Origin of the sequence: Abiotrophia sp. HMSC24B09, assembly GCF_001815865.1 — a bacterium.
GTDB lineage: Bacteria > Bacillota > Bacilli > Lactobacillales > Aerococcaceae > Abiotrophia.
In genome coordinates, this window is record NZ_KV822203.1 from 47,681 (window position 1) to 69,298 (window position 21,618).

22 protein-coding genes are annotated in these 21,618 nt (G+C 49.8%); 4 read left to right on the forward strand and 18 right to left on the reverse strand.

The window, feature by feature from the left end; translation table 11 throughout:
* Nucleotides 1-256: 256 nt before the first annotated feature.
* Complete coding sequence (locus tag HMPREF3093_RS04990) at nt 257-859, reverse strand: nitroreductase family protein (protein ID WP_070755881.1); 603 nt, start codon at nt 857-859, stop codon at nt 257-259.
* 66 nt (nt 860-925) lie between these two features.
* On the reverse strand, nt 926-1,369 hold the full coding sequence (locus HMPREF3093_RS04995; protein WP_070755882.1) for an Rrf2 family transcriptional regulator: 444 nt from the start codon (nt 1,367-1,369) through the stop codon (nt 926-928).
* A 477-nt stretch (nt 1,370-1,846) separates the two neighbouring features.
* Between HMPREF3093_RS04995 and HMPREF3093_RS05000 the strand changes: the two genes are divergently transcribed.
* Nucleotides 1,847-3,520, forward strand: a complete 1,674-nt coding sequence (locus HMPREF3093_RS05000; RefSeq protein WP_070755883.1) for a formate--tetrahydrofolate ligase — start codon at nt 1,847-1,849, stop codon at nt 3,518-3,520.
* A gap of 49 nt (nt 3,521-3,569) precedes the next feature.
* Here the strand turns inward: HMPREF3093_RS05000 and HMPREF3093_RS05005 are convergent, their stop codons facing one another.
* The 7 genes from HMPREF3093_RS05005 to HMPREF3093_RS05035 form a co-directional block, all read right to left on the reverse strand.
* Complete coding sequence (locus HMPREF3093_RS05005; protein ID WP_070755884.1) at nt 3,570-4,391, reverse strand: HAD family hydrolase; 822 nt, start codon at nt 4,389-4,391, stop codon at nt 3,570-3,572.
* 46 nt (nt 4,392-4,437) lie between these two features.
* Entirely contained in the window at nt 4,438-5,247 is an 810-nt protein-coding gene (locus HMPREF3093_RS05010; protein ID WP_070755885.1) for an ABC transporter permease subunit, read from the reverse strand.
* Nucleotides 5,240-6,151: an ABC transporter ATP-binding protein gene (locus HMPREF3093_RS05015; RefSeq protein ID WP_070755886.1), complete on the reverse strand. Its 912-nt coding sequence runs from the start codon at nt 6,149-6,151 to the stop codon at nt 5,240-5,242. The genes HMPREF3093_RS05010 and HMPREF3093_RS05015 overlap by 8 nt, the downstream gene beginning before the upstream one ends.
* A gap of 132 nt (nt 6,152-6,283) precedes the next feature.
* Nucleotides 6,284-6,898: a hypothetical protein gene (locus HMPREF3093_RS05020; RefSeq protein WP_070755887.1), complete on the reverse strand. Its 615-nt coding sequence runs from the start codon at nt 6,896-6,898 to the stop codon at nt 6,284-6,286.
* A gap of 3 nt (nt 6,899-6,901) precedes the next feature.
* Nucleotides 6,902-7,420 (reverse strand): phosphoribosylanthranilate isomerase, encoded by a 519-nt coding sequence (locus tag HMPREF3093_RS05025; protein ID WP_070755888.1) that lies wholly within the window; start codon nt 7,418-7,420, stop codon nt 6,902-6,904.
* A 20-nt stretch (nt 7,421-7,440) separates the two neighbouring features.
* Complete coding sequence (locus HMPREF3093_RS05030) at nt 7,441-8,025, reverse strand: NAD(P)H-dependent oxidoreductase (RefSeq protein ID WP_070755889.1); 585 nt, start codon at nt 8,023-8,025, stop codon at nt 7,441-7,443.
* Between the two features lie 30 nt (nt 8,026-8,055).
* A complete protein-coding gene (locus HMPREF3093_RS05035; protein ID WP_070755891.1) occupies nt 8,056-8,607 on the reverse strand; it encodes a hypothetical protein in 552 nt (183 codons plus the stop codon).
* Between the two features lie 137 nt (nt 8,608-8,744).
* On the opposite strand from HMPREF3093_RS05035, the gene HMPREF3093_RS05040 reads away from it, so the two are divergent.
* A complete protein-coding gene (locus tag HMPREF3093_RS05040; RefSeq protein WP_035364142.1) occupies nt 8,745-9,623 on the forward strand; it encodes a YitT family protein in 879 nt (292 codons plus the stop codon).
* A gap of 145 nt (nt 9,624-9,768) precedes the next feature.
* Here the strand turns inward: HMPREF3093_RS05040 and rhaD are convergent, their stop codons facing one another.
* The 6 genes from rhaD to HMPREF3093_RS05070 form a co-directional block, all read right to left on the reverse strand.
* On the reverse strand, nt 9,769-10,581 hold the full coding sequence (gene rhaD / locus HMPREF3093_RS05045) for a rhamnulose-1-phosphate aldolase (RefSeq protein ID WP_070755892.1): 813 nt from the start codon (nt 10,579-10,581) through the stop codon (nt 9,769-9,771).
* Between the two features lie 13 nt (nt 10,582-10,594).
* Nucleotides 10,595-11,857, reverse strand: coding sequence for an L-rhamnose isomerase (gene rhaA / locus HMPREF3093_RS05050; RefSeq protein ID WP_070755894.1), 1,263 nt, complete (start codon nt 11,855-11,857; stop codon nt 10,595-10,597).
* Nucleotides 11,858-11,867: 10 nt separating this feature from the next.
* Nucleotides 11,868-12,320: an FGGY-family carbohydrate kinase gene (locus HMPREF3093_RS05055; protein WP_070755896.1), complete on the reverse strand. Its 453-nt coding sequence runs from the start codon at nt 12,318-12,320 to the stop codon at nt 11,868-11,870.
* Between the two features lie 278 nt (nt 12,321-12,598).
* A complete protein-coding gene (locus HMPREF3093_RS05060; protein WP_070755898.1) occupies nt 12,599-14,392 on the reverse strand; it encodes an ABC transporter ATP-binding protein in 1,794 nt (597 codons plus the stop codon).
* Nucleotides 14,382-16,151: an ABC transporter ATP-binding protein gene (locus HMPREF3093_RS05065; protein ID WP_070755900.1), complete on the reverse strand. Its 1,770-nt coding sequence runs from the start codon at nt 16,149-16,151 to the stop codon at nt 14,382-14,384. Before HMPREF3093_RS05065 ends, HMPREF3093_RS05060 begins: the two co-directional genes overlap by 11 nt.
* Entirely contained in the window at nt 16,144-16,599 is a 456-nt protein-coding gene (locus tag HMPREF3093_RS05070; protein ID WP_070755901.1) for a MarR family winged helix-turn-helix transcriptional regulator, read from the reverse strand. Before HMPREF3093_RS05070 ends, HMPREF3093_RS05065 begins: the two co-directional genes overlap by 8 nt.
* A gap of 189 nt (nt 16,600-16,788) precedes the next feature.
* Here HMPREF3093_RS05070 and HMPREF3093_RS05075 point away from each other — a divergent pair, with 189 nt between their 5' ends.
* Both HMPREF3093_RS05075 and HMPREF3093_RS05080 read left to right on the forward strand, forming a co-directional pair.
* Complete coding sequence (locus HMPREF3093_RS05075; protein ID WP_070755902.1) at nt 16,789-17,727, forward strand: ATP-binding cassette domain-containing protein; 939 nt, start codon at nt 16,789-16,791, stop codon at nt 17,725-17,727.
* Complete coding sequence (locus HMPREF3093_RS05080; protein ID WP_070755903.1) at nt 17,711-18,475, forward strand: hypothetical protein; 765 nt, start codon at nt 17,711-17,713, stop codon at nt 18,473-18,475. The genes HMPREF3093_RS05075 and HMPREF3093_RS05080 overlap by 17 nt, the downstream gene beginning before the upstream one ends.
* A gap of 54 nt (nt 18,476-18,529) precedes the next feature.
* Here HMPREF3093_RS05080 and HMPREF3093_RS05085 read toward each other — a convergent pair whose 3' ends face one another.
* Genes HMPREF3093_RS05085 through HMPREF3093_RS05095 form a run of 3 tightly spaced genes read right to left on the reverse strand, consistent with a single transcriptional unit; the run spans nt 18,530 to nt 21,492 of the window.
* Nucleotides 18,530-19,429 carry a sensor histidine kinase gene (locus HMPREF3093_RS05085; protein WP_070755905.1) on the reverse strand — a complete coding sequence of 300 codons (900 nt, stop codon included), beginning with the start codon at nt 19,427-19,429 and terminating at the stop codon, nt 18,530-18,532.
* A complete protein-coding gene (locus tag HMPREF3093_RS05090; protein WP_070755907.1) occupies nt 19,429-20,145 on the reverse strand; it encodes a response regulator transcription factor in 717 nt (238 codons plus the stop codon). The genes HMPREF3093_RS05085 and HMPREF3093_RS05090 overlap by 1 nt, the downstream gene beginning before the upstream one ends.
* A gap of 33 nt (nt 20,146-20,178) precedes the next feature.
* Nucleotides 20,179-21,492: a low temperature requirement protein A gene (locus HMPREF3093_RS05095; RefSeq protein ID WP_070755909.1), complete on the reverse strand. Its 1,314-nt coding sequence runs from the start codon at nt 21,490-21,492 to the stop codon at nt 20,179-20,181.
* Nucleotides 21,493-21,618 lie beyond the last annotated feature (126 nt).

Sequence of the window (21,618 nt, forward strand, 5' to 3'; positions counted from 1 at the left end):
GCCTTGGCCAGGGCGGGTGCGGGCAAAGTGGCTCTTGTGGCCTAAAGGATGGCGGACGCATGAGTGGCCTTGGAGCGAAGCGACTTAGGCCACCATAGACCGCCAAGACGGAAGACTCGCCCCTGCGAGGTTAGAGCCGGTCCCGCCACAAGGGCCCACTTTGCCTAAGCACCCGACCAGGCCAAGGCAGACCGAGGCAGACACAAAAAAGACAGAGGTCACTCAGACCTCTGTCCTCCACAAGCTATCGCTTGTCTTATTTACCGAATGACTTAACGCGATCTTGGTCAGCCATGTATTCTTTGTCGCCAGCTGGTGCTACCACGCTACCGAATGGTGCTTGAGCACGTAATTTCCAAGTAGATGGGATATTGTGTTTAGCGGCTACTTTTTCGTCTACTAATGGGTTGTAGTGTTGCACGTTCATGCCGATGTTTTGTTCAGCAAATGCCAACCATACTGCGTATAAGTTGATCCCGTGTGCTTGTTCTGACCAGATTGGGAAGTTGTCAGCGTAGAGTGGGAAGTTAGCTTGTAAGCCTTCTACCACTTCTTGGTCTTCGAAGAAGAGGATGGTCCCAGCCCCTGCTGCGAAACCTGCTAAACGACCTTTAGTCCCTTCGAAAGCTTCCGCTGGCGTTACCTTTTCAAGTTCGCTGTAAGCAATCTCGTTCCAGAAGTCTTCAGACTCTTTACCGAATAAGATGACAGCACGGCTAGATTGAGAGTTGAAAGCAGATGGTGCTTCCTTCATGGCTTTTTCAACGATTTCAACCAGAGCATCGTTAGAAACTGGAAGCTCCTTACCGAGTGCGTAAATTGAACGACGTTTTGCTTGTAATTGGTTAAAGTTTGACATATTGATTACCTCTATTCTTTCTATTTTATATATTCTAATCCCCAAGGGATATTTAATTTACTTATGTTATTGGGCGCTTTGCTCAATGGCCTTTTCTAAATCATCCACCACATCTTGCATGGTGATGCGCTTGAGCTCATTTTCCATGGCCGCTTGGATCTGTATCAATTTGCCATCCACCGCTTGGTGAATATTGCGGCCAATCGGACAGTCCTGATGTGGGTTAGGATGGAAATTGAAGAGCCCATCCTTGTCAACACTGTCTACTGTGACATAGATATCATAAAAAGTGATGGCATCCAGGGGCTTGGCCAAGCGTGACCCCCCACTGCCTTGACGCGACTCGATAATGCCAGCCGCCTTCAAGCCGGATAGGACCGAGCGCACGACCACGGGGTTGACCTGAATACTCTCCGCTAGGAAGTTACTGGTCACGCGCTGCTGGCCTTGTCTCAAATAGATGACGGCCAATGAATGGATTGCAATGGTAAAGCGACTTGATATTTGCATAGACTCACATCCTATTTCTTACTTTCTTACCATGGTTGTGACGACTTAAGGCTGCTTAAGCAACCGTCTGCCTGGTTTACCATTGGCTACTGGGACAACTAGTGGGTCTACCCTCCTTTATGGTGAGATGGCAACTTGTAACTTTCTCTGTTACAAGTTTATGCTTAAATCTTATCACCCACTCTTTTATTTGTCAACCCCATTGACTTATTATTTTTAGGGGTCTATTTTTCCTTGATATAGAGCTATTCTTAGCTAATCAGACTAGGTTATAGCGAGTGTGGGGCAAAAATTTTTTAGGCTAGATCGCCAGCAAGTCCTCCCATCTGGCCTTGCCATAAACACGAACGAGGCCATTTTTCTTGGTCCCGGCCATTCGTTTTTTAGCCACAAGGCCTGACATTTCTGTTATAATCATAGCAGAAGCCCCTTGCAAGGGCTGGCCATTACCAAGCATTCTAGGAGGACCGCTAATCCATGACCCATTTATCTGATATTGAAATTGCTAACTCAGTTACCCCTCGCCCTATCGAAGACATCGCTGCTTCCGTAGGCCTAAAACCTGAACAGCTCTTCCGCTATGGCCATCACATCGCCAAAGTGGACCTGGCTTCCCTAGCCAAAGAAGCAAGCAAGCCAGGCAAACTAGTCCTAGTGACTGCTATCACGCCAACACCAGCCGGCGAAGGTAAGACCACGACCTCAGTAGGTCTGGCTGATGCCCTCAGCTTAATCGGCAAGAAGGCTGCCATCGCCCTGCGCGAACCATCCCTAGGCCCAGTCTTTGGGGTCAAAGGGGGCGCCGCTGGGGGTGGTTATGCCCAAGTCATTCCTATGGAAGATATCAACCTGCACTTTACCGGAGACTTCCATGCCATCGGCGCGGCCAACAACCTGCTGGCGGCTATGCTGGACAACCACATCCACCACGGCAATGCCCTAGGCATCGACAGCCGTCGCATCACCTGGAAACGGGTAGTCGACATGAACGACCGCCAGTTACGTCATATCGTCAACGGCCTTCAAGGCAAGATTAACGGCGTGCCACGCGAAGACGGCTACGACATCACCGTTGCTTCCGAAATCATGGCGGTCCTCTGCTTGGCGACCAGCCTATCTGACCTTAAGGAGCGCCTGGCCCGCATCATCGTGGCCTATACCTTCGACGGCCGCCCCGTGACAGCCGCTGACCTCAAGGCTGAGGGCGCTATGGCCACCCTGCTCAAGAATGCCATCAACCCTAACCTGGTTCAAACCCTGGAAGGCACTCCTGCCTTTGTCCACGGCGGACCATTTGCTAACATCGCCCACGGCTGTAACTCGGTCCTAGCTACCAAGCTAGCCCTGCGCCAAGCCGATTATGTGGTCACCGAGGCTGGCTTCGGCGCTGACCTAGGGGCAGAGAAATTCCTAGACATCAAGTGTCGCCTGGCTGACTTAGAGCCTGACGCAGTTGTGCTAGTGGCCACCATCCGGGCCCTCAAGATGCACGGTGGCGTACCTAAGACCGACTTAGGTCCTGAAAACATGGAAGCCGTCAAGGCTGGCTTGCCTAACTTGGACAAGCACTTGGCTACCATCCAAGAAGCCTTTGGCCTGCCAGTGGTTGTGGCCATCAACAAGTTCCCAACCGACACCGAGGCTGAACTGGAGGCCGTCTACCAAGCCTGCCAAGCGCGTGGCGTCGACGTATCGATTTCTGATGTTTGGGGCCAAGGCGGGGCCGGCGGTCGCGATTTGGCTGAGAAAGTAGTGGCTCTGACGGAGGCTCCTAAGGACTTCCGCTACATCTATGACCTGGAAGATTCCATCCAAGACAAGATCACCAAAATCGTCCAAAAAGTATACGGTGGTGCAGGCATCAGCCTAACCCCAGCGGCCAAGCGTGAGCTCAAGGAGCTGGAAGACCTGGGATTCGGCCAGCTGCCAATCTGTATGGCCAAGACCCAGTACTCCTTCTCCGACAATGCTAGCCTGATTGGGGCACCTAAGGACTTCACTGTCACCATTAAGAAACTCAAGGTTTCTGCCGGCGCCGGCTTCATCGTGGCCTTGACCGGTGACATCATGACCATGCCAGGTCTGCCTAAATCCCCTGCCGCTGAACGCATCGACATCGATGCCGACGGCAAGGTGACCGGCCTCTTCTAATCTACTCCGAAACAAGCAAAGAGCCCCTGCCAGATGGCAGGGGCTCTCTTTATTCATCTTGTAAACTTGGTAAGTAATGCAGCAAGGCATGGGCTACGCCGTCTTCTTCATTGGACAGGGTCACATAGTCGGCCTGGGCCTTAATGGCCTCACTGGCATTGGCCATGACCACCGCCTGGCCGACCACTTGGAACATAGCCAGGTCATTGGTCCCATCGCCAAAGGACATGAGTTCCTGGCGAGTCAGCCCTTCCCGCTCCTGGATATACTGGATACCCAGGGATTTCTGGGCCAGACGCGGCGTGACTTCCAGATAAGGAATGCTGGTCTGGTAGAGACCGATTTCGGCTTCTGGATAGGCTGCCGGCAAATAGACTTTGACCTCTTCCATGAGCTCATGGTCGAAGGTCACCAACATGAGCTTGAAAACCTTGCGCCAAGGGGCCTGGAAGAAGTCCTCATAGTCTACCAGGACATAGTCTAGACCAGTCAAGTTCTGCTCATAGGCCACACAGTCATCGTAGCGGTCCACAAACCAGGTCTGATCGTCGAAGACACTTATGCTGAGGTCGGGATAGCGCCCTCTTAAATCCAGGACTAGGGTCTTGGCTAATTGATAGTCCATTCGGACCTCATGAATGACCTGGTAGCCCTCAGGACTAGCCTGGAAGATATAGCCCCCATTGAAGCCCACATGGACATCATGCAGTCCCAGCTGGTCTATGGCTTCCCGCATTTCCATAGGCGAGCGGGCCGAGACCAGGGTCAGGGGCAGGCCAACTTGACGAATGACCTGGGCCGTCTCCGGGCTAATGCGGCCGTCCTTCCGCAGAATGGTTCCATCCATATCGGAAAAAAGATGTCTAATCATGGCTGCCTCCTTGCGAGCTTGTGCTTACTAATCGTTGACAGACGCCTCAATTATTGAGAATAAATTTCTCAAAATTGAATATTTTCATTAGAACCAAGAAGGCTAGAATCACGAGTAGTACTAAAACCGTGATAAAGACCACCGTTTCAAAGACACCTAGAATTAAGACCCCGGTGGATTGAGAAAGCAAGATACCGATGATTGGCATTACGATGATCATGGATACCCCTTGGGCTGACTTACTGTTCTTCAAATATTGTGAACTGCCAATAATCAGCAAGATTGATAAAAAGACCAGCAGAGGCGAAATCACTAGGATTACTAATATCCAGGTCAGATTAGGCAAGATCAGATGCCCAAAATAGCCCCAGCCTAGTGTATTCACCACTAAGGTATAAGCCAGAGAGGAAAGCGTGGACAGGGCCAAGGACGGTAAGGCACAACCTAAGGCTTTTCCTAGAATCAGGACTTTTGGAGATAGGGGCGTGTATAAGAGGCCCTCCAAAGTCTTGTGCTCCTTCTCCCCAATAAAGCTGTTGCTGGCTAATAGCGTCGCAAACATAATAGGCTGCAACATAAATAGCGGTAAGAAGAAGTAGGTCAGGACAGCGTAGAGGGGTATGGTTTCCTTGGTCAGATAAGCTGGATAATCGATCAGCTTAAATTGTTCAAGAAAAGTATTAAGACCCACTATGCTAGCCGACATTTCCTTACTCGTGCCCACTAGTAATATGAGTGTTGGAAGGACAATGCTAAAGATAATGGCCATGGACAGTAAGGACAGCAGTAAGCCTTTCTCCTTGACTAATTCCTTGTATTCCTTTTTGATCATGACCTTTAATTGCTGTCTATTCATGGCTATCTACCCCAATAATTCTAAAGTATATTTCTTTGACGGTTTCCCTTACTTTATAGACATAATGAATGTCATTGCCTTTTTGAACTAAGCTTCTGACAAGGGCAGCTAGCTGCTCATCATTCTCCACTGAGATGGTAAATTCATCCTGCAGATTCCCGGCTACTTGGCCATGGGCAAGTAATTCTTTGAGGTGGCCAGGCTTAAATTTACCTTCAAAATGGACTTGCTTATCTTGGCGGCGTAGCTTATCCACTGCATCGCTGATCAGAATCTTTCCTTCAGAAATAATGCCAATACTATCGACCACGCCATCCATGCCATAGAGATAGTGGGTGGACATGATAATGGTCACGCCCTCTTGCTTGAGGGTCTTAATGGCGTCATAAAACTCATCAATGGCAGCAGGATCTAACCCTGTTGTTGGCTCATCCAAAATCAAGACCTCAGGATTATGAAACATGGCTCTAGCCAGCATGACTTTCTGCCGATTACCCTTACTGAGACTCCCTACTGGCATGTTAGAATAGGCTTCTAAATGAAACTTCTGCTTTAACTCATCTAGTCTTCTTTTGATAGTGGCTTGGTCCAAACCATAGATTTGACCCCATAAGGCCAGATTATCTTCAATCGTTAGATTTTCATAGAGATTGCCATCATTTTGAACCCCAATACGTAATAAGAGATCAGACCTGGATTGAGCGGTCAGCTCCTGGCCAAAGAGCCTAATCGTCCCCGTCTCGGCTTTCAACAAACCTAAAATGATACGAATCAGGGTAGTCTTCCCTGCCCCATTGGGTCCTAGCAAGGCGAAGACTTGGCCTCTCCCAATACTTAAAGAGACATCTTGAATAACCTCTTTTGACCCAATTTTCTTATTAACTCCATTAATCTCAATTACCATTAGCTTTTCGCGCTCCTCTTACGACATCTATCAAGCAAATTAAAATATATGACGGTGAACTCTGAATTTATTTGTATCTCTTTCTCATACCTTTGGGCACTAATTTTGGCGCCTCCTTTTTCGCTAGCACAACTAATACTCCGCCTTGGCAAAATATTCCTTGAGCTCGTCAATGGCAATTTCTAAGTCTACTTCTTCTGCCTTCTTGGGCAGGCGTAATTCTAGGACTTGCCAGTTAGCCAGGGACACAATCAGATAGCGAGTCTTCTGCAGTCGGCCCCACCAGTTGCGTTGGTGGCGGCTAGACTCAGCTGGCCGCATATTCTGGTCGGGCTCTTCCCAGTTAATATCGAAGTCCAGGGTCAGAATATCATTGAAATGCCAGACCTCTAGTCCATCGCCCCAAAAGATTAGGTGATTCTGATAGACCATGCAGGTAATCTCCGGCCACTCCCGGTCGGGTTGGAAGTCATCGCTTTCCACTTGGGGATAGTTTTGGACTAGGTAGTGCCAACGCTCCTTATTGTGGCGGCGAATCAGCCAGCATTGGCGGATTAACCAGAGCAAGCGGGCTATTAGAGGCGCAGCAAATAATATCAGTGCAACTCTAAAAATATACATGAAGACTAGGCTTGCTAGGCAACGGGCAATGGCCCCATAGCGAGAGCGAAGGCCTAGGCCATAAATGCGATGCCTCGGAAAATGGCTATTAGGCAGGGGCCTTGGTGGGGTAGCTTTTTGCGACATAGTTTACTCCTTGGTTTGACAATCTAATGCTAAGCGCTCTTCTAAGTAGGCGATCTTAGCCAAGTCTTTATGATTATTTTGATCATTACGATAGGAATCCTGGGAGGAAGCCCGGTAGATGGCCAGATACTGGCTCATGGTAGGCAAATAGAAGCGGACCCCCTGACAGTCTTCCAGGGGCAGGTCTTCCAAGGCCACGCCGGCAAAGTCTGGCAAAGTATCCAGAGCGCCAAACTCTACTGAGCCGGCAGGCCCTTGGAATTCATGCTCGTGGCGGTCTACCAAGACATAGCCCAAGTCCTCCATGACTCCTTCAAGCAGCTCAAAGTCATAGATACGTAAGTGGTCAGGCGCCTCCCACCCCCGCGGATCACCCGGCACATGAATGTCCAGGTCGCGCGCCTGCCAGGAGCGGCCCGTCCGAACTTCCAGACCGACCGACCCCATCAAGAGGGGTACAAGGCCCCGCTCATTCAGGGCTCTAGCAATGCTTAAAAAGGCTTCGAATAAGGGACTAGTCATCAACTCACTTAGCTCCCTTCTTAGAGGCTGGCCGCTTGGGCTTGAATTTTATCTAGGAAGGCCGCAATTTTTTCAGGCTTGCTGCCACGCACATAGGCTAATTGGCTTTGTTGAACTGGCCTAATGCCCACCATGCGCAGAATATGGCGAGCTAAAACGCGACCATAATCCTGCATGAAGAGGCGGGCGAAGAAGCCTACTGTATCGTGGGTGGTAATGACCCAGCCCGTTCGGCCCTTAAGGAGGGCTTGAGGGATTGGATTATCACTATAATCATAGGCAAAGCCCTTAACCAAAACGCGATCAACAAAGCCCTTGAGCACGGCAGGCATGCCGCCCCACCAAATAGGATAGATGAAGATTAGATGGTCAGCCCAAGTTACCAAGTCACGATAAGGAGCCATTTGCGGGTCCTTGTCTAAATCGCGACGTTGATGGTCTTGATCGAAGACTAGGCAGGGATCGAAGCCCTTTTCCTTGTGCTCTAGGTAGAGATCCAGGGTCTTGACCTCATGGCGACCCGCCAGCCCAGCTTGCACTCGAGCTAGGATTTGGGCATTGAGCCCTTGATGATTTGGGTAGGCATAAACAATTAAGACTTTCATGGTGATTACCTCCTTATAATCTATGCGGTATTAGTCGGTTTCCTCCTCCTCGGCCAAGAGACGTTGGAAGCCACACTCGTAGAGGTAGCTAGCCAGACGGGTCAGGACGACAGGTCGCTGGGCGATTTCGGCTTGAACACGGACCATGGCATCCACTGAGACCTGTAATCTCAACATGGCCTGGCGGTAGCGCCAGTGGTTGTAGACATTCATCGCGACCAGGAAGACTAAGCAGAGCGAGGTCAAGTTCCAGACAAACTGGTCTGGCCTTAAGGCCAAGAGCCCCGTCAGCATGGTCCTCAAGAAAGGCCAAGCCTGGTCCAAATGACCATTCAAGAATGTTACTACTAGGACCAAGAGCACGAAGCCCAAGACAAAGAGCAGACCATCTTGTAGGCTATCAAGCAGAGCCAGCAGGGACTGGACGATTTTCTTAGTGGTCAGACCACTTAGGTCCCGCTTAATCAGCTCCTGGTAGCGATCGTAGTCGCGCTCAGTCAGGTCAGCCTCTTCCCGCTCTAGCTGAAGGACCAGCTTGTCCCTGTCCTCTGGACTCAGTTTTCTGACATTGCTTGGCTCCATCTTAACACCTCCTTGATAGCTCTATTATAGCACAAAGGCAATTGGCCCCCAAGTCCTCCCCCTTATCCTTGATTTATGAGCCCAGAATTATTAAAATGATAGATGAATAGTATACTGTAAAGGATTTGACTGCGATTATGCAACTGCTTGAAGGCGTCTATGCCCCCCACCAACACAAACGACTCAAAGACATCCTCTTCCTGGTCATCGGCATCCTACTTTTTAGTGTCTATGCCGGCCTGCTAGTCCCTTATAACGGGATCGGGGCCAGCGGCACTATCGGGATTGGGCTGATTATGCAGAAGTATTTCGGCATTCCCATCGGGACCACCCAATTAGCCCTCAACGTCCCCCTCTTCTACATTGCCTACAAATATATCGGCAAGCAATTTCTCCTACTAACCGGGGCCACTATCTTGGCCTCCTCCTTCCTCATTAACAACCTGCCCAATATGGTAGCTCCAGTTGAACTCAACGACTCCCTAGTGGCCGCCATCTTCTGTGGCATCATCTCTGGGATTGCGATGAGCTTTCTGCTGATTGCGGGTGCTTCAACAGGCGGGACCGACATTACCGGTAAATTCCTGGCCAAGCGCTTCAAATGGAGCATCCCGACGGTCTTCCTCATGCAGGACATCCTGGTCTACAGCTTGATCTGGCTGACCTTCGACATTCAACACGTCATGTATGCCCTGATTATGAGCTTCGTCCGTAACCAGACCATGAAGAACATCCAACGCTTCTTCTCGGCCTATATCCAGTGTTCGATTATCTGTCTCAATCCGCAAGAAGTCGTGTCTGCCATCAACTCCCGTCTGGGCCGGGGCTCGACTATTATTGAAGTGGAAGGTGGCTATTCCCACCAGAAACAATACATGATCATCCTCATTATTCAGCAAAATGAGCTGCATACCCTCAAGAAAATTATCGCCCAAACCAGTCCCAAGTCCTTCATCACCATTACCAACATCAACAACATCTTGGGCAACTTCAAGGAACACTCCTACGAATTATAAGACAACAAAAAAGGCCGGCACACACCCTATAAGTTGGATTATTTTATCCAATTTATGGGGTGTCTTTTAATGCAAATAAGCTATTCAGAACTAGTAAAGTATTATAAAAAAGGAGAGCCTAATCTCTCCTTGTGATCACAACGTTTTATAGAAAGTCTTTTCTAGGGGTCACCTTAAAGCGTGCAGCCAATTCTCTAAGCTGATTATCGCTAATATCTTGCTTTATACGGCCCCCTTGAGCGCCAATTTGACTGTAAATCATTGCCGCTTTTTCAATCACCTCAATCAAGCCGTAGGTCTCATCGAGTGAGTTTCCAGAAGCAAAGAGCCCATGATGGGGCCAGACTACTGCTGAAAAATCGCCCATTTTTCTTGCGGTTGCTTCCCCTATCTCTGTTGTGCCTGGTGTCATATAGGGAATAAGACCCACACCTTCTGGGAAAACCACTAAGGACTCGGCCTGCATTTTCCAAAGTAGTCGCGATAAGTGACGTTCATCCAAATCCTGAGTGAACGTTAGAGCAATTAAGTTAGTTGGATGACAATGGAAGATTACCCGATGGGCCGGATTAATCTTCAGACGCTCAATATGACTCATCAAATGGCTAGGAAATTCAGAAGTTGGTCGTCCGCCATCTTCAAAGCCCCAGACAACATCATAGCTTAAGCCATCATTTGAAATACGAACGAGCCCCAAGTCAAGCAAGGGTTGCTTAGTTACATTACGAAAATAGCGTCCCGTCCCCGTTACCAGATAGTATTGTCCAGCTAAATCGGATGCCTTAAAACCCAATTCATGACTTGACCTAACCTCAGAAATATCCTCGTAGCCCACAAGCTCTTCCGCGCTTAAGCGGCAGGAAACGTTGCCGCCGTTTCGCTCATCCCAATATCGTAGATAGGACTCATAGGTTACTTCACACATTTTTTTTACAAAGGAAGATTCTATAAATTTCATAGTTGCCTCTTTTCTAGTTTCGTTTACTTAATACTTCTTTTTCGTATTGACGGACATCGTCTAACCAATCCAGACCTACTGGGACCTTGTTTTGCAAGCAGAAATAATTCCAAACATCTGCATAAGGGAAGTCTTTCAGCTCCTCCGTATAAGCCAAACGACCGGTAAAGTCAAAATGATTCTCCATAGCCTTCAAGTCAGCTGTTGGCTCAAGCAAGGCTTTTAAGAGAGCTTTTTGAGTATTACGGCTACCAATTACCCAGGCAGCAATCCGATTAATTGTAGCATCAAAGAAGTCTAAGCCAATTACTGTCTTATCCAACAAGTCATTACGTACTAGTTCTTTAGCAATATCTTGCAGCTCGTCGTCCATAATCACCACGTGATCTGAATCCCAACGCACTGGACGAGATACATGTAGCATAAGACCTTTCCCAAACAAGGCAAGTGAAGATAATTTATTTGAGATTACTTCAGTTGGATGAAAATGTCCTGCGTCTAGAAGAATCATTTTGTCTCGCGTTAGGCCATACCCCATATAGAATTCATGGGAGCCGACTGTATAAGCTTCCGCACCGATACCAAACAACTTACTTTCGACCGTATCTTGAGTACAAGCTTCATCCAGTTGTTCAGAGAAGATTTCGTCAAGAGACTCCATCAAGCGTTTACGAGGAGTTAGGCGATCAATCGGATTGTCCTTATATCCATCTGGCACCCAAAAATTGTTGTAACAGACTTGATTCAATTCTCTCCCCATGTATGCAGCAATCTTTCGACTTCGCTTCCCATGTTCAATCCAATAGTCACGCACTTCTTTGTCGGGGTGTGACAAAGTCAGCCCATCCTTCATCATAGGATGCGAGAAGAAGGTAGGATTAAAATCAAGCCCCACACCCTGCTCCTTAGCCCACGCTACCCATTTTTCAAAGTGCTTTGGTTCAATTTGATTCAAATCCACTTTCTCATCTGTATCCAGATAAATGGCATGCAGATTTAGCTTGTGTCGCCCAGGAATCAAGCTATAGGCCTTTTCCAAGTCTTGGCGAAGCTGATCTGGTGTTTTGGCAGCACCTGGGTAATTCCCCGTTGACATGATGCCCCCCGTCAGTTCACCATCCGGTGTAAGGAAGCCTCGTACGTCATCGCCTTGCCAACAGTGTACAGAAATCTTAATATTTTGAAGCCTTTCGAGGGCGTTATCGGTATTAATACCGATTGCTGCATAGCGTTCTTTAGCAACTTGATAGGCTTGTTTAATTTGTAATTCATTCATGCTTTTCTCCTTAAATTTGCGGTCTGTAACATTCAAAACTACTAGATGACGCTAGCCAGTGACGAGCTTGCGAGAGATTCTCAAATTCTCCAACACTAATCATTTGTACCAGAATATTTCCAATCGCAGTAGCCTCTCCCGGCCCTGCAATGACTTCTTTCCCAATGAGATTGGCAGTTAACTGATTGAGCAAGCTCACGTTAGAACCTCCACCCACTACATGAAGGTAATCAATCGTCTTGCCACTTAAGTCTTCCAATTGCTTCAACTCCCTAGCATAAATACGAGCTAGGTTAGAATAGACACACATGACTAATTCTCCCACAGTCTTTGGTATAGGCTGCCCACTTTCACGACAGGCGGCTTGAATCTCCTCAATCATGTTTTTAGGGTTGTTAAAACGATCATGGTTCAGGTCGATTTCTTGTAAAAAGGCATGTACGCTTGCTGCTTGCTCTGCCATTTCCTGATAGGAAAATTGGTAATCTGTTAGACACGCAATCTCCTGCTAGCACCACATACCTGTGATATTTTTTAAAAGGCGGTAGGTATGATAAACACCCCACTCATTGGTGTAGTTTGCTTAATAGGTCTTAGCATTTACTAGGGGCAAGTCATTCTCTATACCAACAAGTGACCAGGTCCCGCACAATAGAGAACCAAGTCCTTTACTTCAGCTATTTGCTTCTTAGCCTTTTTGGAAGAATCGAACAGAAGACCTGTAGCTATTTTTAGTGGCCTTTAAGCCAAGAGTTCTTCGAAGTCCATGCCACTAGAATTTTTATCGAACTGACTGTTATAGAGGTCAGCATAGAAGCCGCTTTGAGCCATGAGCTCCTGGTGGTTACCTTGTTCGATAATGCGACCTTCCTGCATGACCAGGATATAGTCGGCATTTTTAATAGTCGACAGACGGTGGGCGATGACGAAGGAAGTCCGCCCCTCCATGAGGGTATCCATGGCCTGTTGAATCAGTTCTTCGGTCCGGGTATCCACCGAAGAAGTGGCCTCGTCCAGAATCAGCAGTGGTGCGTCCTTAAGCAAGGCGCGGGCAATGGTCATGAGCTGCTTTTGCCCGACCGACAAGGTGACCGTGTCATCCAGGACCGTATCGTAAGCCTTAGGCAGGGTCATAATATAGTGGTGGACGCCAGCCGCCTTGGCCGCCTCGACCACCTGGTCGTCACTAATGCCAGTCTGGTTGAAGATCAAGTTTTCCTTGATGGTCCCTTCAAAGAGCCAGGTGTCCTGTAGGACCATGGCGAAGGCATCATGGACTTCTGACCGCTTCATTTGGGCCAGGTCCACGCCATCAATGGCGATGGTCCCCTGGTTGATTTCATAGAACTTCATAAGCAGGTTAACAATGGTGGTCTTACCTGCCCCGGTCGGCCCTACAATGGCAATCTTCTTACCAGGTCGGGCTTGGGCCGTAAAGTCATTAATGATGGTTTGATCAGGCCAATAACCAAAGGAAACCTGGTCGAAGGTGACCTGCCCCTTAATGTCGGCCAAAGCCTGTGGCAATTGGTGGTCGTCCGCCATTTCTTCTTCATTAAGGAATTCGGAGACCCGACTCATGGCTGCCCCCGCTTGTTGCAGGGAAGTCATGCCTTGGGCCAGTTGGGAAATGGGTTGACCGAAGATCCGCACATAGACCATAAAGGCCACGATGGTCCCCATGGTCACGCCACTGCCCTCCTGCAGGGCCAAGATAGCCCCCACGATAATAACCAGGACGTAGGCGAAGTTCCCAATGAAAATCATAAGCGGCATCATAATGCCCGAGATAAATTGAGACTTCCAGATGCTGTCATGCAGTTGGCCATTGAGCTTGGCAAACTGGGCCAGAGACTCAGGAACGGCATTGTAGCTGGTGACCACATTGTGACCCGAATAAGTTTCCTCTACGAAGCCGTTGACGGCCGCCAAGTTGGCTTGTTGAGCCTTGAAGAAGGCTTGGGCCCGCATGCCGATAAACATAATCAGGATAAAGCCCACGAAGACGGAGACCACCGTCACTAGCGAGAGGATGACATTGGCGGTGAACATCATAATCAGAACCGCGATAATCATGATGACCGAAGAAATCACATTGGCCAGACTCTGGTTAAGGGATTGGCCGACGGTATCCACATCGTTGGTCACCCGTGACAGGGTATCCCCTTGGGAGTGACTATCGAAGTAGGCCAAGGGTAGACGGTTAATCTTAGTCGCGATAGCCCGGCGCAGACGCTGGGACAGACGCTGAATCATGGTGGTGATAATGAAGCCTTGTAGGTAGTTAATTACTGCCCCAAAGGCGTAGAGCCCGGCTAGCAAGAAGCCCACAGCTGAGATGGCCTTGAGGTCCATCTTGCCTGACATGCCTTGGCCAATCAGGTTGGTCATTTCTTCCAACTTACGTGGCCCGTAGACCGTAATCATACTGAAAATGGTCGCCCCAATCAGAGCCAAGACCAAGGGCAGTTGAAAGCCTTGAATATAAGGTTTGATTCCCTTAAAGAGGGATGGTTTGGATGTCTTATTGGCCATCTTCTAATTCCTCCTTGGATAATTGAGAGTAAGCAATTTCGCGATAGACTGCATTGTCTTTGAGCAATTCCTTGTGGGTCCCCTGGCCGACCACTCGACCTTGGTCTAGGACCAGAATCAAGTCAGCCTCCATAATGGTGGAAATCCGTTGAGCCACAATCAACTTAGTCATGTGGGCCGTCTCCTTGGTCAAGGCCTCACGCAAGATACGGTCGGTCTTATAATCCAGGGCAGAGAAGGAATCGTCGAAGATCAGGATTTCTGGCTTACGCGCCAGAGCCCGGGCAATAGCCAGACGTTGACGTTGACCACCGGAGAAGTTGGTCCCGCCCTGAGCCACATGCTCGGCTAGGCCGCCTTCCTTGGCCTCCACAAAGTCCTTAGCTTGGGCCAATTCAAGGGCCTGCCACATCTTGACTTCCGTCAGTGGGCTTTCTAAGCTATCCCCCATATCCAGGTTGGACTGGATGTCTCCCGAGAAGAGGACGGCCTTTTGAGGAATGTAACCTACCCGCTTACGCAGTTCGCTTAAGTCGTAGTCGGCCACGTTGATGCCATCGACCAGAATTTGGCCTTCTGACACATCATAGAAGCGTGGAATCAAGTTAACCAGGGTGGATTTCCCTGAACCGGTTGAGCCGATAAAGGCCACGGTTTGACCAGCTTGAGCCTGGAAGGACACGTCCTGGATGACCGGCTCGGCTTCTTGGGCATAGCGGAAGGTCACATTTTGGAAGGTGACTTGGCCCTTGAGACTTGGGTCTGGAGACTGGCCTTGGGTTGGTGAATGAATGCTTGGTTCTAGTTCTAGGACTTCATTAATCCGGCCCGCTGCCACCAAGCTACGGGGCAGGATGAAGAAGATAATCCCCATCAAGAGGAAGCCGATGACAATCTGCATGGCATAGGACATGAAGACAATCATTTCGCTGAAGAGGCCAACTTTATCAAATAAGTTAGCGGAGGCAATGAGATAGGCCCCGATCCAATAGATGGCCAGGGTCAAACCTGAGGAAATCCCCGACATGATAGGGTTGAAGATGGCCATGAGGTTGTTAACGAAGAGGTTGAGTCGGGTCACTTCATTGTTAGTAGCTTCGAACTTAGCATCTTGGTAGTCCTCAGCATTATAGGCCCGAATAACCCGAATCCCCATCAGACTCTCGCGGGTAACGGCATTGAGCTTATCAGTTAATTTCTGAATGACCGCTTGCTTAGGAAAGGCCAAGGTCATGAGGACTACAGTCATTAAAATGATGATTAAGACCGCTACCCCCACTGCCCAAAGCCAGGCCTCGGACTTGCCCACAATCTTGGTCATGGCCCAAATAGCCATAATAGGACCGCGAACGATGACCTGGAGGCCCATGGTAATCAGCAGCTGAATCTGGCTGATGTCATTAGTGGTCCGGGTCAAGAGAGAGGGAATACTGAAACGTTTGATTTCAGCATCTGAATAGCTGAGGACTTGGCTATAGATGTCCGACCGCAAACGGGTGGTATAGCTAGCGGCTAGACGGGCGGCTAGGAAGCCCACCATGACCAGGCTGGCGAAACTAGCTAGAGATAGGCCCAACATGAGGGCGCCAGGGCCCATTAACTGGTCTAGGCCCACGCCTGGTGTTTGTAAGAGCGTGGCCACTTCCTTCATATAACTTGGAACTTCTAAGTCCAAGTAGACGGCTAGGAAGATGAAAGCCACGGTAAGACCCACCATGCCCCATTCACGGGCACTGAGTCGCTTAATTAATTTAAACATGGTCTACTCCTTTGTATTGAATATGTTCCAGATTTTGCGTCAAGTGGCGGATCACCTGGTGGAATGCCGCTAGATCTTGCTCGCTGATTCCTTCCAGTAATTGGTCGTGGATGGTCTTTAAGAAATGACCGACCTGGGCTTGCTTTACTAGGCCTTGCTCGGTCAGGGTCACATACTTGCGCCGCTTATCGCGGGAATCAGGCTTTATGTCAATCAACTGATTCTTCTCCATACGCTTGAAGAGTTGGCTAGCCACCGGCTTGGAGATTTTCATTTTCTCTGCCACTTCCATCATGGTAACCGGTCGCTCTTGGTGGTGGAAGAGATAGGTCACCACCCGCCCCTGGGGACCGGCTAACCAATCCATACCGGCTTCCTTGGCCAGGTTCTGGGCTTGAAACTTGAGTCGATGGCTGAAGGCCACCGTATCATGGATACAACCTTCCATAGGCTACCCTCCTTTAATAGTTATCATGATAACTATTTTAGCATAGGCCCAAGCCCTTGGCAAATTGTAGCCTCTCGACAAAACTTTAGAAATACTTTAGAATTGCTTGAGAGATATTTGATTTTTAGGTCCTATACTAAGAATTATCAAGGAGTCAAGCTCCTAATTAGCAGAAAGGACGTGTTCAACATGACCCCCATCCTGACTACCCATGCCCTGACTAAAAACTATGCCTCTGGTCCGGCCCTGACCCAGGTCAGCCTCAGCCTAGAAGAAGGCGACATCTACGGCTTAATCGGCCAAAATGGGGCCGGTAAGACGACCCTACTCAAGCTTATCACCAGACTCATTCACCCTACTTCAGGCACCGTCTCCCTCTTCGATTCTAGCAGCGACCGGGAGTGGAGCCAGGCCCTGACTCGGGTGGGTGCCGTCATTGAGTCACCGGCCGCCTTCCCTAATCTGTCGGCCTACGAGAACCTGCGCTACCAAGCCACCCTCCTCTGCCTGCCCCAAGCCGAGCAAGTCATCCAGGAGACCCTAGAACTCATCGACTTGCAGAATGCCGGTCGCAAGCCCTTCAAGGACTTCTCTCTAGGGATGAAGCAACGCCTGGCCATCGGTCTGGCGATCTTGGCCAAGCCCGACCTGCTCATTTTGGATGAGCCGGTCAACGGCCTAGACCCGATCGGCATTAGCGACTTGCGCGCCCTCCTCCTCCGCCTCAACCGCGAGTTAGGCATGACCATGATTATTTCCAGTCACATCCTAAGCGAGCTCCAGCAACTGGCCAACCGCTTTGGCTTTATCAAAGACGGACGGCTAATTAAGGAAATCTCCAAGACCGAATTCGATCGCCTGTCCGAAGACTATATTGTCCTCAAGACCCATGCGGTAGAAGCGGCCAGCCGCCTGCTAGAGAGCCAGTTCAGCTACCCCTTCAAGGTGGTGGCCGAAACGGGTGAAATCCATGTCTTCGCGCCTGCCAACCAGTTGTCGGCTGTCAATACCGCTCTGGTTCAAGGCCAAGTGGCCCTGGATGAGATTTATTATGCTAAGCAGAACCTAGAAAACTACTTTACCCAATTGATTCACGAGGAGGATGCTCACCATGTTAGCCATTCTTAAAGCCGACTTCCGTCGTCTGCTTCATTCAAAGGGTTTCTGGACCATGGAAATCCTGCTCCTGGCCTTCAACTTCCTCATTGTCCTCCTGGCTCACCCTACCGTCCTCAAGTTTATCTCAGGCCTCCAAGGGGTCACCGGTACTGAGGGCCTGGAGCAGCTGAGATTGGACGGTTTGACTGCCGTCAGCCAGGCCATAGAGAGCGGGGCTGGTATTCAGATCTTTATGCTCTTTTTGACCCTCTACTTGGTGGGGCCTGAACTCAACCACCAACTCTATAAAAATTCTCTGTCCGCCGGCATTTCCCGCTTCAGCTACTACTTCAATAAATGGCTGATGATTTTCCTCTTAACCGGCTTCAACCTCTTCCTCTACACCAGCACCCGCTATCTATATGCCAGCCTCTTCCTGGATATGTCGGGCCTAAGTCCCGAAGTACTTGGGCAAGGCGTTCAAGTACTCCTGCTCCAATGGCTCTTCATCCAATTCTGGGTGGCCGTCATTCTGACCCTCCTCCACTTGACCCACTCCATCCCCATCAGCCTGGTCTTTTTCTTCCTATTCGGACCTTCCGCCAATTATCTGGCCATGCTCTTGCCAAAAATCACCTGGCTGCGCTACGTCGATGTGCAAGCCGACTTTGCCCTCCTATCAGACCCCAATCTAGCCCTGGCCGTGGGCCTGTCGCTGATTCTAAGTACCAGCTTCGGCTGCCTAGGTTATCAGATTTTCAAAAGACGTGACTTATAAAGCCACAAAAATAAGCCAGTCCACCAGTTTGAATACTGATGGGCTGGCTTTTTGCTATCTCAATGGTAGGCTGACGCAGACGGAGAAATCCAAGTCCTGACTGCTTAGGGTCAGCTGGCCACCTAGTAATTGGACTACTTGCTGACTAATATAGAGCCCCAGGCCAGAAGAAGACTCGACTTCTGACAGGTTCTCCGAATAGAAGCGTTTGGTCAAGTAGCGAACCTGTTGGATGGGCTGGGCCATTTGATTATCGAGGCCAATTTGTAGCTGGTCTGCTTGGAGGCTCAGGCTAATCCGGCCCTGGTCCTTGCCATGCTTAAGCAAGTTGCCTAGCAGGTTCTGCAGGACCCTCACCAGAAGTTCTGGGTCGGTTTCTAGCCAGATAGGACCTGGCGCCAGGTCCAAGTCGACCCTAAGTCCTGCTCTTTGGAAGGCTTCATAGTAGGTCAAGGCTGTCTTCAATAAGAGCTGATGGACATCCACGCGCGCAAAGCTGGGCTTGACCTCGTGCTCCAAGACCCGGCGATAGTCCAAGAGGGCCTCTAGCCGGCCCGAGACCTGCTTGAGTTGCTGGTGGACCTTTTCCAAGGCCTGGACATCGGGTAGCTCTTGGGCTTTGACCTGCTTAAGGGCTTGCTGGGTATAACCCGAAGCAATGGTGAGCGGGGTCCGGATATCGTGGGCAATATTGCTGATGGCTTGGTCCAAATCTCGCCGCTCCTGTTGGCTGGTGATTCGCTCGGCTTCCTGGTCCTCGAAGACTTCTTGGATAGCCTGGCTTAAGTCCACTAAAGTTCGACTCTGCTGACTGAGACGCAGGCGCCCTTGGGATTTGGTCTGGCGCTTGGTCTCAATTTGCCGGGTCAGCTGGCGGATGGTGTAGCTTTGATGAAATAAATAGAGGCTGGTCCCTAGGAGACAGAGGCCTAGGCCCAAGGTAATTCCCAACATTAGGTCGCCTCCCCTCCTGGCCGGACGCCTTGAGCTAGGCGAACCCCTAGGCCCCAGACCGTCTCAATATAATCCTGGCTATCATCCAGCTGGCTGATTTTCTTGCGCAGGTTGGACAGGTGGGTGTTGAGGGTATTGTCGCCCGGAATGAAGGCATCCTGCCAGACCAATTCATAGAGCAGCTCCTTGGTAAAAATCCGCTGGGGCTCGCCTAGCAAGGTGGTTAGAATGCCAAATTCCTTTTTAGACAGGCGGACCGCTTGGCCCTCCCGACTGATCTCAAAGCTATCGGCCTGGAGTTGCAGCTGGCCTAGGCTGGTGGTCACCTGGCTTGGCTGACTGCTAGCCCCCGCCTCATGGCCGGCTGTCCGCAACTGGACGGTCACCCGGGCATAGAGCTCCTCGAAGTCGAAGGGCTTGACCATGTAGTCATTGGCCCCGGCCAGCAGCATCTGACTGATCAGCTTCTTGTCCCCCAAGGCCGTCAGCATAATGACCGGCACCTGGCTAAAGGCCCGAATGTCCTCCAGGACAGCCTGGCCATTCATGCCCGGCAACATATAGTCCAACAGGACCAGGTCCACCGGCTGGGACTGGCAGTAAAGCAAGCCCTCTGTCCCGGCAAAGGCAGAGACCAGTTCATGTTCCTGGCCCAGGGACTGCTTAATCAGGGCATGGATGTCCTGGTTGTCTTCGATAATCAATATACGCGCCATAGTGGCCTCCTTTTATGGGATGGTTGACAAAGATTAGTCTTGGCTTGGAGCTGGACTATCAGCTTGTGGGCCTGCTTGGCCTTGGGCTTCAGGTGTATGAGCTGTCGGCACTTCTGTTGTAGCAACTTCTGATTCAACAGGTTCAATTTCAAGTGCTACTTCTTCAGCCGCTTCTCTTACAGATGCTTCTTCAGCCGCCTCTGGTTCTTGAACTTGGTCACCTTCTGTTGGCTCCCCTTCTAAGGCTGGTGCTAGTTCTTTTTTGGGATTCTTAAGCAAGTAAACCTGGCCGGCGAAGATAAGGGCAATGACCACTGTTAGGCGAACTAATTCCACATCCGGCATAGGCAAGGTCCGTTTGGATAAGAGCCAACCTACTAGCAGTGGCAGATAGATTTTCCAAGTAGCAAAGCCACCCTTAAATTCCGGCTTGGTCTTGAAGCTAAGCATGATTATGCCCAGATAGTAAACACAGAGGCTGCCATAGCTTAGATCCACCATATGGCTAATGCGCACATGAGGGGACATAAAGCCACGTAGGGCCACAATCACGTAACTCAAGCCAATCATGAGCACATAATGACTGTAAATAAAGCCAGTGGCTGACTCTTGTCCATCTTGGGGCAGCCGGTCGATTTGAATCTTATAGTGGAGGATGAGGCAGGCCGCTATCACTAAGCCCATGAGGGTATTGCTTTCCTCTGATAAGAAGGGACCCATGCTAATGACAATCAGGCCACCCAAGTACATCATGAACATGAGAGAGACCCGATTCTTGAGATGGGCCAAGTCCAGGGCCGGTACTTGGCGGTCCCGCAAGAAGTAAAGTGGGGCCAACCAACCAGCTAAGACGGCGACTACCAAGAGGGCGACGCCCCATTCATAAGGTAGTGTGGTTGCGACTAGGAGTAGGATAGCTTGAGTTAAGAAAATCAAAGCATGACGGGAGGCCAAGTACTTGACTTCTTCCGTCTGGGCACGTATCCCTTGAATGCCATAGCGTAGGGCCAAGCTCAGACAGAGAAAGCCCAAGGTTGCTGACAAGATTACCCAACTGTCCCTCCACAAAACGGTATTGCCGTGGGACAGGATCAGAAGAACGGTCATGTCGAAGAAGTGGCAGATATAGTCCAGTGGCCCCTCCTTCAAGAAACGATTGTTGTAAGTCACTTGGCTGAACCAGATATAGAGGACCGCCGCCATGGTCAGGGCAAAGCGCCAGACCATATTCTGGTCAAGGGGCCACCTAATCAGGTCCTGAATCATATAAATCAGACCGAATAAGGCATTAACAAAAACAAAATCATAGAAAATTTCTAGGACAGAGTAAGTTTTACTTTCTCTCATAATCGTCACCTCGCATTGATTCATTAGCATTTAAGCACTTGAGTTGAAGTAAGCAATAGAGTTCTTGATTCTATGGATTAATTGGTCTTGAGATATTTGAGTCGAAGTAAGCAGGGATTCCATTCA